This is a genomic window from Micrococcus sp. KRD026 (assembly GCF_017168445.1).
In the GTDB taxonomy this organism is placed as follows: domain Bacteria; phylum Actinomycetota; class Actinomycetes; order Actinomycetales; family Micrococcaceae; genus Micrococcus; species Micrococcus luteus.
On sequence record NZ_JABFBA010000030.1, the window covers coordinates 70,185 to 86,605 of the forward strand.

Here is a 16,421-nt window from a genome sequence, read left to right on the forward strand (position 1 = left end):
GGGTGGGCGCGGCGGACGAAAGGGACACAGGGGCCTCCGGGGGTGTGAGCGGCAAACCGAGGGTCGGACGCGGACCAGGCCGCAGCGGGACATTCTATGCCCCGCCCGCGGCCGCGCGGGGCGCCTGGAAGGCACCGGGCGGGTCCGGCTCAGGACAGGGTGAGCAGCACCTTGCCCGTCGTCGACCGGGACTCGAGGGCGGCGTGCGCGGCGGCCGCGTCCGCCAGCGGGAAGCGCTCGCCGATCCGTACGTCGAGCTCGCCGGAGGCCCACGCCCCGAACACCTCTCCACCACGCCAGCGGGTCTCCTCGCCCGTGCGCGTGTAGTGCACCAGCGAGGGCCGGGTGACGTACAGCGAGCCGGCCGCGTTGAGCCGCTGCAGGTCGAAGGGGGGCACCTGCCCGGAGGCCCCGCCGAAGAGCACGAGTGTGCCGCGCACGCGCAGCACCTCGAGCGAGGTGTCGAAGGTGTCCTTCCCCACGCCGTCGTACACGACGTGCGCGCCCTCGCCGTCCGTCAGCTCCGCCACCGTGGCGGCGAGGTCCGGATAGTCCACCGCGGCAACGGCGCCCGCGCCCCGGGACAGCTCCCGCTTCTCCTCCGTGGACGCCGTGGTGACCACGCGGGCGCCGCGGGCCGTCGCGAGCTGGGTGAGCAGGAGCCCCACCCCGCCGGCACCGGCCGTCACGACCACCGTGTGGCCCTCCTCCACCGGGAAGGTGGACCGGCAGAGGTAGTGGGCCGTCATGCCCTGCAGCGGAAGGGCGGCGGCCTCGGCCAGGTCGATGCCCTCCGGGACGGTGAGGAGACGATCCGCGGGGGCGGTGAAGTGCTCGGCGTACGCACCGGTGGCCGTCGCGGTGGCGACACGGGCCCCCAGGAGCCCGGCGTCCACGCCCTCGCCGAGCGCGACGACCTCGCCGGAGCCCTCCGTACCGGGGGTGAAGGGCAGGTCCATCGTGTAGACCCCGGAGCGCTGGTACGTCTCGATGAAGTTCAGGCCCGCCGCGGCGGTCCGCACCAGCACGTGCCCCGGCGCGGGGGAGGGCACCTCCGTCTCGGTCCACTGCAGGACCTCGGGGCCGCCCGTGGCGGACACGACGACGGCGTGGTGGGTGCGGGGGACGGCGGGGGTGTTCGCAGTGGTCATGGCCCCACTCTAGGAGCGGGCCGGGCCATCCGGCCCGGCCCGGGGGACCCGAGGCGCCGCATAGATATTCGGTGCAACGCATATCTGCGCTAGGATGAAGCCATGACCCACACCGTCGCCGTCTCCGGAGCCAGCGGCTACGCCGGGGGAGAGGCCCTGCGCCTGCTCGCCGGCCACCCGTCCGTCACCGTCGGAGCCATCACGGCCCACTCGAACGCGGGGGAGCGCCTCGGCGCTCTCCAGCCGCACCTGCACGCCCTGGCGGACCGCGTCCTCGCCGAGACCACCGCGGAGGTCCTCGCCGGCCACGACGTCGTGATCCTCGCGCTGCCCCACGGGGCCTCCGGGGCGCTGGCGGCCGAGATCGCAGAGCGATCCCCGGACACCCTGGTGATCGACGCGGGCGCCGACCACCGCCTCGAGTCAGCCGCAGACTGGGAGGCCTTCTACGGCACCGCGCACGCCGGGACCTGGCCCTACGGCCTGCCCGAGCTGCCCGGTCAGCGTGAGCGACTCGCCGGCACCCGCCGCATCGCCGTCCCCGGGTGCTACCCGACCACCTCGATCCTCGCCCTCGCGCCCGGCTTCGCCGCGGGGCTGCTCGAGCCGCAGGACGTGGTGATCGTCGCCGCCTCGGGCACCTCCGGGGCGGGCAAGGCGCTCAAGCCGCACCTGCTCGGCGCCGAGGTCATGGGCGGGATGCGCCCGTACGGCGTCGGCGGCGGGCACCGGCACACCCCGGAGATCGAGCAGGGCCTGGCCCAGGCGGCCGGCGAGCCGGTCCGCGTCTCCTTCACGCCCACGCTCGCGCCGATGTCGCGCGGCATCCTCGCGACAGCCACGGCGCGGCTGCGTCCCGGCGTGGCCGCCGCGGACGTACGCGCGGCGTGGGCCGCGGCCTACGGCGGCGAACGCTTCGTGCACCTGCTCCCCGAGGGACAGTGGCCCACCACGAAGGCGGTCCTCGGCTCCAACCACGTGCAGCTGCAGCTCGCCGTGGACGAGCGGGCCGGCCGCGTGATCGTCTGCGCGGCGCTCGACAACCTCACCAAGGGCACGGCCGGCGGCGCCGTGCAGTCCATGAACATCGCCCTGGGCCTGCCGGAGCAGGCGGGGCTCGAGCAGCAGGGGGTCGCGCCGTGAGCGTCACCGCAGCACAGGGGTTCCGGGCGGCCGGCGTCACCGCGGGGCTGAAGGCCTCGGGCACGCCCGACGTCGCCGTCGTCGTCAACCAGGGCCCGCGCGACGCGGCGGCCGCCGTCCTCACCGAGAACCGGGTGGCGGCCGCCCCCGTGGTCTGGACCCGCCGCGCCGTGCGGGACGGTCGCGCGACCGCGGTCGTCCTGAACTCCGGCGGGGCCAACGCGGCCACCGGCGCCGAGGGCCTCGAGGACGCCCGTCGCACCGCCGAGCACGCGGCCGCGGCCCTCGGGACCTCCGCCGACGACGTGCTCGTCTGCTCGACCGGCCTCATCGGCGAACGCCTGCCGATGGACACGCTCACCGCGGGCGTGTCCGAGGCGGTCGCCGCCCTGAGTCCGGACGGCGGCGAGGACGCCGCCGTCGCGATCAAGACCACGGACACCGTGGCCAAGACCGCCGTGGCCCGCGGCGAGGGCTTCATCGTGGGCGGCATGGCCAAGGGTGCGGGCATGCTGGCGCCCGGCATGGCCACCATGCTCAGCGTCATCACCACGGACGCCGACGTCCCCGCACCCGCCCTCGACGCGGCCCTGCGCGAGGCCGTGCGCGCCACCTTCAACCGGGTCGACTCGGACGGGTGCATGTCCACCAACGACACCGTGATCCTGCTGGCCTCGGGCGCGTCCGGGACCGCGCCCGAGCCCGAGGCGTTCGCCGCGGCCCTCCACGAGGTCTGCGCGGACCTGTCCCGCCAGCTCGTCGCCGACGCCGAGGGCGCCCGGCACGACATCGCCGTGCGCGTGGTCCACGCCGAGACCGAGGAGGCGGCCGAGGCCGTCGCGCGCGCCGTCGGCCGCTCCAACCTGTTCAAGACCGCGATCTTCGGCCAGGACCCGAACTGGGGACGCGTGATCGCCGCCGTCGGCACGGTCCCGGAGTCGGTCGCCGCCTTCGACCCGTACGCCCTCGACGTGCGCTTCAACGGCGTCCAGGTGTGCCGCGCCTCCGGCGTGGGAGAGGACCGCTCCCGCGTGGACCTCTCGGCCCGCGAGGTGCTCGTCGAGGTCGACCTGCACGCCGGCGACGCCGAGGCCACGGTCTGGACCAACGACCTGACGCACGACTACGTCCACGAGAACTCCGCCTACTCCACGTGAGGACCCCCAGCATGAGCCCGCACACCGATCCGGCCACGGCGGCCGCGCCCGTCCTGTCCACCGCGGACCGGCTCGACCGCGCCGAGTCCAAGGCGGAGGTCCTCGTCGAGGCCCTGCCCTGGATCCGGCGGTTCGCCGGCACCGTCATGGTCGTCAAGTACGGCGGCAACGCCATGGTGTCGGAGGAGCTGCGCCGGGCGTTCGCCGAGGACATCGTGTTCCTGCACCACGTGGGGGTCCACCCCGTGGTGGTGCACGGCGGCGGCCCGCAGATCAACGCGATGCTCGACCGCCTCGGCATCGCCTCGGAGTTCCGCGGCGGCCTGCGCGTGACCACCGAGGAGGCCATGGACGTGGTCCGCATGGTGCTCACGGGACAGGTGGGCCGCGAGCTGGTCGGCCTCGTGAACTCCCACGGCCCGTACGCCGTCGGCTTCTCCGGCGAGGACGCGGGGCTGCTGCGCGCCCGCCGCACGGGCGCCGTCGTCGACGGGCAGGAGGTGGACCTCGGCCTCGTGGGCGAGGTCACCGGCGTCGACCCGACCGCGATCCTCGACGTGATCGAGTCCGGGCGGATCCCCGTGGTCTCGTCGGTCGCCCCCGAGATCGACGACGACGGCCAGCCCACCAGGCAGGTCCTCAACGTCAATGCGGACACCGCCGCCGCGGCCCTGGCCGCCGCCCTCGGCGCCGCGAAGCTCGTGCTGCTCACCGACGTCGAGGGCCTCTACGCCGACTGGCCGGACCGGGACTCCCTCATCAGCTCGCTCACCGCCGCCCAGCTGCGTGCACTGCTGCCCTCCCTGGCCTCCGGGATGATCCCGAAGATGGCCGCGTGCCTGGCGGCCGTGGACGCCGGCGTGCAGCGCGCCCACGTCGTGGACGGCCGCCGCCCCCACTCGATGCTGCTGGAGGTCTTCACCTCCGCGGGCGTCGGCACCCAGGTGGTGCCCGACGCCGAACCCACCGCCCCGACCACCCCTGAGGAGGACGCATGAGCACCGACCAGTCCGCGCTGCTGGAGCGCTACCACGCCGCCCTGACCGGCGTCTTCGGCCGCCCCACCCGCGTGCTCGTGCGCGGCGAGGGGGTCCACGTGTGGGACGCCGACGGCCGGCGCTACACGGACCTGCTGGCCGGCATCGCCGTGAATGCGCTCGGCCACGGCCACCCGGCGCTGGTGCGGGCCGTGTCCGAGCAGATCGCCACGCTCGGCCACGTGTCCAACCTCTTCACCTCCGAGCCGCAGATCCGCCTGGCCGAGCGCCTGCTGGAACTGGCCGGCGCGCCCGCGGGCTCCACCGTGTTCTTCGCGAACTCCGGCACGGAGGCCAACGAGGCCGCGTTCAAGCTCGCCCGCCGCCACGGTGCGGACGACCCGTCCGGCCGCCGGACGCGGGTGATCGCGCTCGAGCGGGCCTTCCACGGCCGCACGATGGGCGCCCTCGCGCTCACGCACAAGGAGGCCTACCGGGCGCCCTTCGAGCCGCTGCCCGGCGGCGTGGAGCACGTGCCGGGCGGGGACGCCGCAGCCCTGCGGGCGGCCCTGGCCCCGGACGACGACGGCGCCACCGTCGCCGCCGTCATCCTCGAGCCGGTCCAGGGCGAGGCCGGCGTGCACGGCTGGCCGGCCGGCTACCTGGCCGAGGTGCGGGCCGCGACCCGCGAGGCCGGCGCCCTGATGATCCTCGACGAGGTGCAGTCCGGCGTGGGCCGCACCGGCACGTGGTTCGGCTTCCAGAACCCGGCCGTCACCGGTGCGGCCGAGCCGGTGGTGCCCGACGCCTTCACCCTGGCGAAGGGACTGGGAGGCGGCGTGCCGATCGGGGCGCTCGTGTGCGTCGGCCCCGCCGTCTCCGGGCTGCTCACCGCCGGCCAGCACGGCACCACGTTCGGCGGCAACCCCCTGGCCACCGCCGCGGGCCTGGCCGTGCTCCAGACCGTCGAGGACGAGGGCCTGCTCGACCACGTCCGCGCCGCGGGCGAGGCCGTGGCCGCCCTGCTGGAGGACCTGCCCGAGGTGGCCGCGGTCCGCGGTCACGGCCTGTGGATCGGCGTCGACCTGGCCGACCCCGCGGGACCGGCCCCGGCCGGCGGGCTGGCCCCCGCCGTCGTCGCCGCCGGCCTCGAGGCGGGCTGGATCCTCAACGCCACCGGCCCCTCCACCCTGCGCCTGGCCCCGCCGCTCACCGTGCCCGTGGCCGAGCTCGAGCGCTTCGCCGCTGCCCTGCCCGGGCTCGTGGCCGCCGCCCTGACCCCCGCCGAAGGAGACCGCCCATGACCCCCGCTGCCGCCGTCCGCCACTTCCTGGTGGACACGGACCTCACCCCGGCCGAGCAGGCCGAGGTGCTCGACCTCGCCGCGCAGATGAAGGCCGACCGGTTCCGGCACCGCCCGCTGGCCGGGCCCCGGACCGGCATCGTGTTCTTCGACAAGACCTCCACGCGCACCCGCGTCTCGTTCGCGGCCGGCATCGCCGAGCTCGGCGGGACGCCGCTGATCGTGAACCCGGGGGAGTCGCAGCTGGGCCACAAGGAGTCCGTGGCCGACACGGCCCGCGTGCTGGAGCGGATGGTCGGCGTCATCGTCTGGCGCACGTTCGCCCAGGCCGGCCTCGAGGAGATGGCCGCCCATTCCTCGGTGCCCGTGGTCAACGCGCTCAGCGACGACTACCACCCCTGTCAGATCCTCGCCGACCTGCTGACGGTGCGCGAGCACCTCGACGGCACGGCGGGCCGCACCCTGGCGTATCTGGGGGACGCGGCGAACAACATGGCCCACTCGTACCTGCTCGGCTGCGCGACGGCCGGCATGCACGTGCGGGTCGCCGGACCCGAGGGGCACCTGCCTGCCGAGGACGTCGTGGCCGCCGCCCGACAGCGGGCGGCGGAGACGGGCGGTTCCGTCCTCGTCACGACGGACGCGGTGGAGGCCCTGGCGGGCGCGGACGTCGTCGTGACCGACACGTGGGTGTCCATGGGCCAGGAGGAGGAGAAGGAGGCCCGCCTGGCGCTGTTCCGCGACTACCAGGTGGACGCCGCCGCGATGGCGCGGGCGGCCGACGATGCGATCTTCCTGCACTGCCTGCCCGCGTACCGGGGCTACGAAGTCACGGCCGAGGTGATCGACGGGCCGCGGTCCGTGGTGTTCGACGAGGCCGAGAACCGCCTGCACGCGCAGAAGGCGCTCATCGCCTGGCTGCTGTACCGCTCCGGCCTGGCCGAGGAGCCGCGCTGATGGCCGCCCCCACGACGAAGATCGCCCGTCAGGCCGCGATCCGGGAAATCCTGGCCACCCGGGGCATCCGCTCCCAGGCCGAACTCTCGGACGCCCTGGGCGATCGCGGGCTGTCCGTCACCCAGGGAACGCTCTCGCGGGACCTGGTGGACCTCGGCGCGGTGCGGACGCGCGGGCCGGCCGGCATGGTCTACGCCCTCCCGGCGGAGGGCGACGACGGCGCCGTGCCGGGCCGCGGTTCGGACGCGCAGCTGAACCGGCTGGCGAGCATGGCCCGCGAGCTGCTCGTCTCCGCCGAGCCCACCGCCAACCTCGTGGTCCTGCGCACGCCCCCGGGCGCGGCGCAGTTCCTGGCCAGCGTGATCGACCAGGCGCGCGTGGAGCACGTGCTGGGCACGATCGCCGGCGACGACACCATCCTCCTCATCACCACGGGGACCACGTCCGCCCCGGCCGTCGCGGCCCACCTGCTGGGTCTGGCGGGCTAACCGACCCGTCCGGCCCCGCCCGCGCGGGTGACGGGCACCAGACACGAGGAAGGCCCCCGCCGACGGCGGGGGCCTTCCTCGTGTCGTACCGGTCCGGGGGACCGGTCAGGCGTCTCAGGCCTGCGGCAGGACGAGCTCCTGGCCGACGTAGATCACGGCGGCGTCGGAGACGGCGCCCTTGTTGGCCTCGTAGAGGGCGGTCCAGCCACCCTCCACCTCGTACTCGTTGGCGAGCTTCCAGAGGGAGTCACCGGACTTGACGACGATGGTCTCGGCCTCGGCGACGACGGCCTGCTCCGCGGCAGCGGCCTGCTCAGCGGCGGCAGCCTTCTGAGCGGCGGCCTTCTCCGCGGCGGCAGCCTTCTGAGCGGCGGCCTTCTCAGCGGCAGCGGCCTTCTGAGCGGCAGCCTTCTCCGCGGCGGCGGCACGCTGGGCGGCAGCCTTGTCGGCGGCGGCCTGCTCGGCAGCAGCCTGCTTGGCGGCCCAGCGCTCGGCGGCGGCCTGGTCGGCAGCAGCCTGCTTGGCGGCCCAGCGCTCGGCGGCGGCCTGGTCGGCAGCAGCCTGCTTGGCGGCCCAGCGCTCGGCCGCGGCCTGGTCGGCAGCAGCCTGCTCAGCCGCGGCCTGGTCGGCAGCAGCCTGCTCAGCCGCAGCCTGGTCGGCAGCAGTCTCGTCCGCGGCGGACTGGCGCTGCACGGTGGCGGTGCGCTCCACGGCGACCGGGGCGGCGTCCACGTCGCCGGCGTCCGCGTCAGCCTGGGTCAGGCCCAGCTTCTGCGAGCACAGCGGCCAGGCGCCCCAGCCCTGCAGGTCCTGGAGGATCTCGGCGCGCTTGATCTGCTCGGCCTTCGAGGCCTGATGCGGGTAGCCCTCGCCGCCGACGGCCTGCCAGGAGGACAGGGTGAACTGCACGCCGCCGTAGAAGCCGTTGCCGGTGTTGATGTCCCAGGTGCCGCTGGACTCGCACTCGGCGAGGCGATCCCAGGTGTCCACGGTGGCGGCCTGGGCCGGAGCGGAGAAGCCCACGGCGGCGGCGCCGGCGAGGGTCATGCCCGCAACGATCGAGGCGGTGGCACGGCGGGAGCGGGTGGCGGAAGTGGTGAAGAGAGTCATGGTGTCCATGGCGAGTCCTCGCTGATCGGCGGCCGAGGCACACCGGGGTCGTCCTTCTCCTTGGTCGGGTCATGCCCTCCGTCGGTTCGAGACGACCCAGCAGCGGGCGACCGTCGGAGGGGGTTCGATGTCGTGGCCTCCCCGTCCCCGACCTCTCGGTCAGATCACGGTTCGATCACGAATCGGCTACGGAAGAGTCAACGACGGGAGCCCCCCTCGCGTCAAATCATGGGTCGACGAATTCTTGCCCGTCCGTCTCACATTTGAGATCAGGTGACGAATCGCTCCCTGAGGCGGGAGTACGTGGACGAAATGCACGCCACTGCCCGCATTGGATCTCAGGGCGTCTGATTGGACAGTGTGGACAACCTCCGTCACAGGGGCATGGGCGAAGGTCACGATCGACGGTCGAAGCCGTGACCGGCGTCGCGTTCGACCCGAACTTCGAGCGCGGGGCCATGGTTGCGGGTGGCCGCCGCGGTGGGCGCAGAGGGGCTGCGCAGGATCCATCGGGAGCTGATATTCCGTCAGTTGCATATTTATTCAAGACCCGGGTAGGATCGCCACCGAGCACGCCTCCGACGGCCACGTGCCGCGCTCGGAGACCCCCCTATATAAAGAGGAGAAAACGTGAAGGAACGCATCATCCTTGCCTACTCGGGCGGCCTGGACACCTCCGTGGCCATCGGCTGGATCGCCGAGGCCACGGGCGCCGAGGTCGTCGCCGTCGCGGTCGACGTGGGCCAGGGGGGCGAATCCCTCGAGACGATCCGCCAGCGCGCCCTGGACTGCGGCGCCGTCGAGGCCTACGTCGCCGACGCGCGTGACGAGTTCGCCGAGCAGTACTGCATGCCCACCCTCAAGGCCAACGCCCTCTACATGGACGCCTACCCGCTGGTCTCCGCGATCTCGCGCCCGGTGATCTCCCGCCACCTGGTCGCGGCGGCCCGCCAGTTCGGCGCCTCGACGGTGGCCCACGGCTGCACCGGCAAGGGCAACGACCAGGTCCGCTTCGAGGTCTCCATCCAGACCCTCGGCCCCGACCTGAAGTGCATCGCCCCGGTGCGCGACCTCGCCCTGACCCGCGAGAAGGCCATCGAGTACGCCGAGCGCAACGACCTGCCGATCGTCACCACCAAGAAGAACCCGTTCTCGATCGACCAGAACGTGTGGGGCCGCGCCGTCGAGACCGGCTTCCTCGAGGACATCTGGAACGGCCCCACGAAGGACGTCTACGACTACACGGACGACCCCGCCTTCCCGCCGGCGCCGGACGTGGTCACGATCGCCTTCGAGCGCGGCGTCCCCACGGCCCTCGACGGCCGCGCGCTGAGCCCGCTGGAGATCATCGAGGAGCTCAACCGCCGGGCCGGTGCCCAGGGCGTGGGCCGGATCGACATCGTCGAGGACCGCCTCGTGGGCATCAAGTCCCGCGAGATCTACGAGGCCCCGGGCGCCATGGCGCTGATCGCGGCCCACCGTGAACTCGAGAACGTCACCCTGGAGCGTGAACAGGCGCGCTTCAAGAAGCATGTGGACCAGCGGTGGACCGAGCTGGTCTACGACGGCCAGTGGTACTCCCCGCTGAAGCGGAACCTGGACACGTTCATCGACGCGACCCAGGAGCACGTCAACGGTGAGATCCGCCTGGAGCTCCACGGCGGCCGCGCCACGGTGCAGGGTCGCCGGTCCGAGACCGGCCTGTACGACTTCAACCTCGCCACATACGACGAGGGCGACTCGTTCGACCAGTCCTCGGCCCGCGGGTTCATCGACATCTTCGGCCTGTCCGCGAAGACGGCCTCCGAGCGCGAGCAGCGCCTGCGCGGCAGCGACGACCTCCAGGACGTCGCCCGCCTGTCCAACGACTGACCCCGCACGCCCCGCGCACGACGGCGGCCCGCCCGCGACCGGGCCGGCCGCCGTCGGCCTGTCACCGACCTCGAGGAGACCTTCGATGACCGAGAACACCGACGCCCGCCACGGGACCAACGAGGGCGCCCTGTGGGGCGGCCGCTTCGCCGGCGGCCCTTCCGAGGCGCTCGCCGCGCTCAGCAAGTCCACGCACTTCGACTGGCGCCTGGCGCCCTATGACATCGCCGGCTCCCGTGCCCACGCCCGGGTGCTGCACACCGCCGGTCTGCTCAGTGCGGACGACCTGGACGGGATGATCGCGGCCCTCGACCGGCTCGAGGCGGACGTGCGTTCCGGTGCCTACACCCCGGCAGCGTCCGATGAGGACGTGCACGGCTCGCTCGAGCGCGGCCTCATCGAGCGGGCCGGTCCCGAGCTCGGCGGCCGCCTGCGGGCCGGCCGATCCCGCAACGACCAGGTCGCCACCCTCGGCCGGATGTTCCTGCGCGACCACGCCCGCATCATCGCGCGGGGCGTGATCGCCACGGTGGACGCGCTCCTCGATCAGGCGCGGGCGCACCCGTACGCGCCGATGCCGGGCCGCACCCACCTGCAGCACGCGCAGCCCGTCCTGCTCTCGCACCACCTGCTCGCGCACGCCTGGGCATTCGCGCGGGACCTGCAGCGGCTCGTGGACTGGGACGCACGCGCGGCCGTCTCGCCGTACGGCTCCGGGGCCCTGGCCGGCTCCTCCCTGGGTCTGGACCCGAACGCCGTGGCCACCGAGCTCGGCTTCGAGTCGGCCGTGTGGAACTCGATCGACGGCACCGCCGCACGCGACGTGTACGCGGAGTTCGCGTGGGTCGCCGCGATGGTCGGCGTCGACCTGTCCCGCATCTCGGAGGAGGTCATCTTCTGGGCCACCAAGGAGGCGGGCTTCGTGACGCTGCACGACGCGTACTCCACGGGGTCCTCGATCATGCCGCAGAAGAAGAACCCGGACGTCGCCGAGCTGGCCCGCGGCAAGTCCGGCCGCCTCATCGGCGACCTCACGGGGCTGCTGGCCACGCTCAAGGGCATGCCGCTGGCCTACAACCGCGACCTGCAGGAGGACAAGGAGCCCGTCTTCGACGCCGCGGACACCCTCGAGCTGCTGCTGCCCGCCGTCTCCGGGATGATCGCCACCCTCGAGTTCCAGACGGAGCGCATGGCGGAGCTGGCCCCCCAGGGCTTCGCGCTGGCCACCGACGTCGCCGAGTGGCTCGTCCGCCAGGGGGTCCCGTTCCGCGAGGCCCACGAGCTGTCGGGCGCGGCCGTGAAGGCGGCCGAGGCCCGGGGCGTGGAGCTGTGGGACCTCACGGACGACGAGTACGCCGCCATCTCGCCGGCGCTGACCCCGCAGGTCCGCGAGGTGCTCAGCACGGAGGGCTCGCTCGCCTCTCGCGACGCCCAGGGCGGGACCGCACCGACGGCCGTCGCGGCGCAGATCGGGGCGCTCGAGGACGCCCTGGAACCGCTGCGCCGCTGGGCCGACACGCCGGGCTCCGTCGTCGACGCCCGCTGACGCGGTCGCCCGGCCGAGGCGGCGCCGACCGGGCCGGACGCGGCGGCGCCCCCAGGGCACCGCCGCGTCACCCGCCGTTCACCGCGGTCGGCGTAGCATGGGTGGTCACTTTTCCGCCGGGCGGGCCGCAGCATGGTCCGCCCCTCACCGCACCGCGAGGGCCCCCGATGACCGATACCGTGTCCGTCCGCCAGTCCGAGCTCGACCTCGAGCGGGGTCGGGTCGCCGAGCGGTACGCCCGCCTCGACGCCCTGCGTGAGGAGAAGGAGCGCCAGCTCGCGGCCGTGCGCCGGACCGGCCCGCAGGGGTCGCTGCAGAACCACTCCGAGCGCGACGCCTTCGCCAGCCTCTACGAGGACCGACTCGCCCAGCTCTACGCCGTGGACGACCGCCTCGTCTTCGGCCGGCTCGACCTCGACGCCGAGCGGGAGGGTGGGGCCGACGAGCAGCGGTACATCGGGCGCATCGGCCTCACCACCGAGGACCACGAGCGCCTCCTCGTCGACTGGCGCGCGGCCGAGGCCGGCGCCTTCTACCAGGCGACGGCGGCCCACCGGGGCCGCGTGCGCCGTCGTCGTCACCTGATGCTGCGGGGGCGCGAGGTGCGCGACCTCGAGGACGACATCCTGGACCCGACGCTGCTGGGCGAGGACGGCGTGCGCGCCGATGCCCAGGGTGCGCTGCTGGCCGCCGTCACCGCCCGACGCACGGGACGGATGGGGGACATCGTCGCCACGATCCAGGCGGAGCAGGACGAGGTGATCCGCGCGCCCCTGCCCGGGGCGGTCGTGGTGCAGGGCGGGCCCGGCACGGGGAAGACCGCCGTCGCCCTGCACCGCGCCGCCTACCTGCTGTACACCCACCGGGAGCGCCTCGCCCGCTCGGGCGTGCTGATCGTCGGCCCCTCGACCGCGTTCATGCGGTACATCGAGCGGGTGCTGCCCTCGCTGGGCGAGACGGGTGTCGTGATGTCCTCGCTGGGGACGCTGATGCCGGGCGTGCGGGCCGTCCCGGAGCGGGACCTCGACGCGGCGGCGGTGAAGGGCCGGCTGGACATGGTGGACGCCGTCGCCCACGCGGTCGCGCAGCGCCAGCGCCTGCTCGTCGAGCCGCGGCGCCTGATGATCGACGGCACGGCCGTCAAGCTCAAGCCGGCCATGGTCCGGCGCGCCCGGGACAAGGCACGGGCCACCCGCAAGCCCCACAACGAGGCCCGGGTGACGTTCGTGAAGATCCTCGTCCGCGAGCTCGCGGAGAAGCTGCGCAAGAAGCTGGAGAAGTCCTCGGGCGCCCCGGTGCAGCGTGACCTCCTGCTGGAGGACGTGCGCACCTCGCGCGACGTGCGCATCGCGCTCAACCTCTGCTGGATGCCGCTGACGCCGGAGAAGCTCATCGGCGACCTCCTCACCCGGGAGGACCTGCTCCGGGCGGCGGCCCCGTGGCTCTCCGACGCCGAGGTCGGCACGCTCCTGCGGCCGGCCGACGCCCCCTGGACCGAGGCCGACGTGCCCCTGCTGGACGAGGCGGCCGAGCTGCTCGGACGCCTCGAGACCCCGGGCCGGGGCGGTGAGTTCGCGGCCCAGCACGAGCGCAACCTCGAGAACGCCAGGGCGTCCCTGGAGAACATGCACCAGACGCTCGCGGACCTGGGCGTCGACGGCGTCGTGGACGCCGAGCAGCTGGCCGCGGCCAATGAGGCACGCGGGGTGCGACGGACCACCGCTGAGACCGCGGCCCACGACCGCACCTGGACGTACGGGCACGTGGTGGTGGACGAGGCTCAGGAGCTCTCTCCGATGCAGTGGCGCCTGCTGGCGCGCCGCTGCCCGATGAAGTCGTTCACCATCGTGGGGGACATCGCGCAGTCCTCCCGTCGTGACGCGGCCGGCTCGTGGGCGTCCGTCCTCGCCCCGGAGTTCGGGGACCGCTGGCGCCTGGAAGAGCTGACCGTGAACTACCGCTCGCCCGCGCGCGTGATGCGCTGGGCCGCGCAGGTCGCACGGGCGGCCGGGCTCGAGGTCTCCCATCCGCGCGCCGTGCGCGAGGGCGACCACCGCCCGCGCCTGGTGACGGAGCCGGGCGGGGACGTCGCGGCCCTGGCCCTCGACGCGGTCGAGGTCGAGCGGGACCGCGTGCCCGAGGCCCTGACCGCCGTGATCGCCCCCGCCGAGCGGACGGGGGAGCTGCTCACGGTCCTCCGGGAGCGGTGGGGGGAGGCGGCCGTGGACACCGCGCCGCTGCCCGGCGTCGAGATCGTCGTCGCCACCCCGTGGGAGACCAAGGGGCTGGAGTTCGACACCGTCGTGCTCGTCTCGCCCGAGCGGATCGTGGCCGACGCGCGCGGCGTGGTGGGCGATCTGTACGTGGCGATGACCCGCGCCACCCAGTCGCTGTCCGTCGTCGCCGGGACGGACGCGGCCGCGCTGCCGGCCGGGCTGGCGGACGTCCCGGAGTGAGCCCCGCGGGCGACGTCGCACGTGCACGGCGTCGCGGAGGCGCGCGGGCGCGTCGCTAGGCTGGGGGCTATGGCACCCCAGAACGAGGAGCGCGCGGCCCGACTGCGCGCACAGGCGAACGACCCGAGCTTCGAGAACGTCTGGCAGGAGCTGCGCTGGCGCGGGCTCGTGCACGTCTCGACGGACGAGGCCGCGCTGGAACAGGCGCTGGCCGGGGAGCCCGTCTCGTATTACTGCGGCTTCGACCCGACCGCTCCGTCTCTCCACCTGGGACACCTGGTCCAGCTGCTCACACTGCGCCGCCTGCAGCTCGCCGGCCACCGCCCGTATGCCCTCGTGGGCGGCGCCACCGGCCTCATCGGCGACCCGCGGCAGACCTCGGAGCGCGTCCTGAACTCGCAGGAGACCGTGGCGGCGTGGGTGGAGTCGCTGCGCGCGCAGATCGAGCCGTACCTCTCCTTCGAGGGGGAGAACGCGGCGACCATGGTCAACAACCTGGACTGGACCGCGGGCATGAGCGCGCTGGACTTCCTGCGGGACGTCGGCAAGAACTTCCGCGTCGGCACGATGGTGAAGAAGGAGATCGTGGCCAAGCGCCTGAACTCTGATGAGGGCATCTCCTACACGGAGTTCTCCTACCAGGTGCTGCAGGGCAACGACTTCCTCGAGCTGCACCGCCGGCACGGCGTGACCCTCCAGACCGGCGGCTCCGACCAGTGGGGCAACCTCACCGCCGGCACCGAGCTGATCCGCAAGGTGGAGGGGACCCACGCCCATGCGCTGGGCACGCCGCTGATCACGAACGCGGACGGCACCAAGTTCGGCAAGTCCGAGGGCAACGCCGTCTGGCTCGACGCGGAGATGTGCTCCCCGTACGCCTTCTACCAGTTCTGGCTCAACACGGCGGACGCGGACGTCGTCGACCGGCTCAAGGTCTTCACGTTCCTGACCCGCGCGGAGATCGAGGAGTACGCGCAGAAGGTGGCCGACGAGCCGTTCCGCCGGGAAGCCCAGAGGCGCCTGGCGTGGGAGGTCACGGCGCTGGCCCACGGAGAGGAGACGACGACGAAGGTCATCGAGGCCTCCCAGGCGGTGTTCGGAGGCGGCGACCTCACCACGGTGGACCCGGACACGCTGACCGCCGTGCTGGCCGAGCTGCCGCAGGCCGACCGGACCCAGTGGGAGGGGGAGCCGGGCACCGTGACCGCGGTCGAGCTGCTGGTCTCCACCGGGCTGGTCGCCTCGCGCTCCGAGGCGCGTCGGACGGTGCGCGACGGCGGCGCGTCGGTGAACAACGTGCGGGTGACGGATGCCGACCAGGTGTTCACCCGAGACGACGCCCTCGCCGGCCGGCACCTGCTGGTGCGCCGGGGCAAGAAGAACATGGCGGGTGCGGACCTGGGGGAGGCCTGACCACGGCCGCAGACCACCGGTGTCCACCGGGTCGCCAGAAGTGACCGAGGACACGACGGGCGGCGACGGCGGAGGAACCGCCCACGGGAGGAGCACCGGGCCCCGTTCTCCGCAGGATTCTGCGGAGAACGGGGCCCTCCTTCGTGCCCGGACGCCGGGTGTCACCCCTGATTTTGTGTTCGGTGGGATTCGTGTGTAGAGTTCCATCTCGTGCTCAAGACGCCGACCGGGTGACCGGGAGGCGGGGTGAAGAACACAGAATCCGCGGATTCATGCCGAGAATGGCAGGTCCAGGGCGGGTGGTGCTCACCGGGTGCGCGGCCGGCAGTGATGCGGGTCGGGATTCCTGAAGAAGATGATCTGGTTTGACAGCCGGGAATCATGTGGTAAGCTTTTCAAGGCCTTCCACGTGGATGGTCCGGTGAGTGTCTGACACCGCGTTGAGCGGAGTTGACATGGTCGGATCATGTGGTAAGGTTTTCTAGCCCGACCATGTGAACGGACGGTGAATGCTTCGGACACGGAGTTGACACGGTCGAAACGGATGGTCTAGGATGGAGAAGTTGCTCCAGAGCGAAACGGCCCGCGGAGCGGGTCGCTGAAGCTGGAAGCGCCTGTTGTTTGAGAACTCAATAGTGTGCCAAGTTTGTTGATGCCAATTGTTTTAACACATATTGGTTGATCATCGCCTGCCACCCCCGTGGTGTGGTGATGGTCTGCTAGGTATTGAATGGATGTCGTGGTGGTTATTTCCGGCTGCCACGGTGTTGTTCTGTAATTTTTTTACGGAGAGTTTGATCCTGGCTCAGGATGAACGCTGGCGGCGTGCTTAACACATGCAAGTCGAA

General features: G+C 73.0%; 12 protein-coding genes and 1 rRNA gene. 11 read left to right on the forward strand and 2 right to left on the reverse strand.

Features of this window, described 5'->3' with window-relative positions:
- Positions 1–149 precede the first annotated feature (149 nt).
- Positions 150–1,151: a quinone oxidoreductase gene (locus J1M40_RS11035; RefSeq protein ID WP_044659907.1), complete on the reverse strand. Its 1,002-nt coding sequence runs from the start codon at positions 1,149–1,151 to the stop codon at positions 150–152.
- Between the two features lie 102 nt (positions 1,152–1,253).
- Here J1M40_RS11035 and argC point away from each other — a divergent pair, with 102 nt between their 5' ends.
- Genes argC through argR form a run of 6 tightly spaced genes read left to right on the forward strand, consistent with a single transcriptional unit; the run spans position 1,254 to position 7,176 of the window.
- The gene (gene argC / locus J1M40_RS11040; protein WP_161787967.1) at positions 1,254–2,294 is read left to right on the forward strand and encodes an N-acetyl-gamma-glutamyl-phosphate reductase; all 1,041 of its coding nucleotides are present in this window, start codon (positions 1,254–1,256) and stop codon (positions 2,292–2,294) included.
- A complete protein-coding gene (argJ, locus tag J1M40_RS11045) occupies positions 2,291–3,451 on the forward strand; it encodes a bifunctional glutamate N-acetyltransferase/amino-acid acetyltransferase ArgJ (RefSeq protein WP_049147957.1) in 1,161 nt (386 codons plus the stop codon). Before argC ends, argJ begins: the two co-directional genes overlap by 4 nt.
- Positions 3,452–3,462: 11 nt before the next feature.
- Entirely contained in the window at positions 3,463–4,449 is a 987-nt protein-coding gene (argB, locus tag J1M40_RS11050) for an acetylglutamate kinase (protein WP_241252237.1), read from the forward strand.
- The gene (locus tag J1M40_RS11055; RefSeq protein ID WP_206450799.1) at positions 4,446–5,732 is read left to right on the forward strand and encodes an acetylornithine transaminase; all 1,287 of its coding nucleotides are present in this window, start codon (positions 4,446–4,448) and stop codon (positions 5,730–5,732) included. Before argB ends, J1M40_RS11055 begins: the two co-directional genes overlap by 4 nt.
- Positions 5,729–6,688, forward strand: a complete 960-nt coding sequence (gene argF, locus J1M40_RS11060; protein WP_049147959.1) for an ornithine carbamoyltransferase — start codon at positions 5,729–5,731, stop codon at positions 6,686–6,688. Before J1M40_RS11055 ends, argF begins: the two co-directional genes overlap by 4 nt.
- Complete coding sequence (gene argR, locus J1M40_RS11065) at positions 6,688–7,176, forward strand: arginine repressor (RefSeq protein WP_129867045.1); 489 nt, start codon at positions 6,688–6,690, stop codon at positions 7,174–7,176. Before argF ends, argR begins: the two co-directional genes overlap by 1 nt.
- A gap of 114 nt (positions 7,177–7,290) precedes the next feature.
- Here the strand turns inward: argR and rpf are convergent, their stop codons facing one another.
- Positions 7,291–8,295: a resuscitation-promoting factor Rpf gene (rpf, locus tag J1M40_RS11070; RefSeq protein WP_206450800.1), complete on the reverse strand. Its 1,005-nt coding sequence runs from the start codon at positions 8,293–8,295 to the stop codon at positions 7,291–7,293.
- Between the two features lie 621 nt (positions 8,296–8,916).
- On the opposite strand from rpf, the gene J1M40_RS11075 reads away from it, so the two are divergent.
- From J1M40_RS11075 to J1M40_RS11095, 5 genes are all read left to right on the forward strand, one after another.
- The gene (locus J1M40_RS11075) at positions 8,917–10,158 is read left to right on the forward strand and encodes an argininosuccinate synthase (RefSeq protein WP_060775414.1); all 1,242 of its coding nucleotides are present in this window, start codon (positions 8,917–8,919) and stop codon (positions 10,156–10,158) included.
- A gap of 85 nt (positions 10,159–10,243) precedes the next feature.
- Complete coding sequence (argH, locus tag J1M40_RS11080) at positions 10,244–11,704, forward strand: argininosuccinate lyase (RefSeq protein ID WP_020625385.1); 1,461 nt, start codon at positions 10,244–10,246, stop codon at positions 11,702–11,704.
- A gap of 167 nt (positions 11,705–11,871) precedes the next feature.
- Positions 11,872–14,160: a UvrD-helicase domain-containing protein gene (locus J1M40_RS11085; protein ID WP_206450801.1), complete on the forward strand. Its 2,289-nt coding sequence runs from the start codon at positions 11,872–11,874 to the stop codon at positions 14,158–14,160.
- Positions 14,161–14,229: 69 nt separating this feature from the next.
- On the forward strand, positions 14,230–15,573 hold the full coding sequence (tyrS, locus tag J1M40_RS11090) for a tyrosine--tRNA ligase (RefSeq protein WP_078025586.1): 1,344 nt from the start codon (positions 14,230–14,232) through the stop codon (positions 15,571–15,573).
- 782 nt (positions 15,574–16,355) lie between these two features.
- Positions 16,356–16,421, forward strand: a 16S ribosomal RNA gene (locus J1M40_RS11095); the annotation flags it as partial.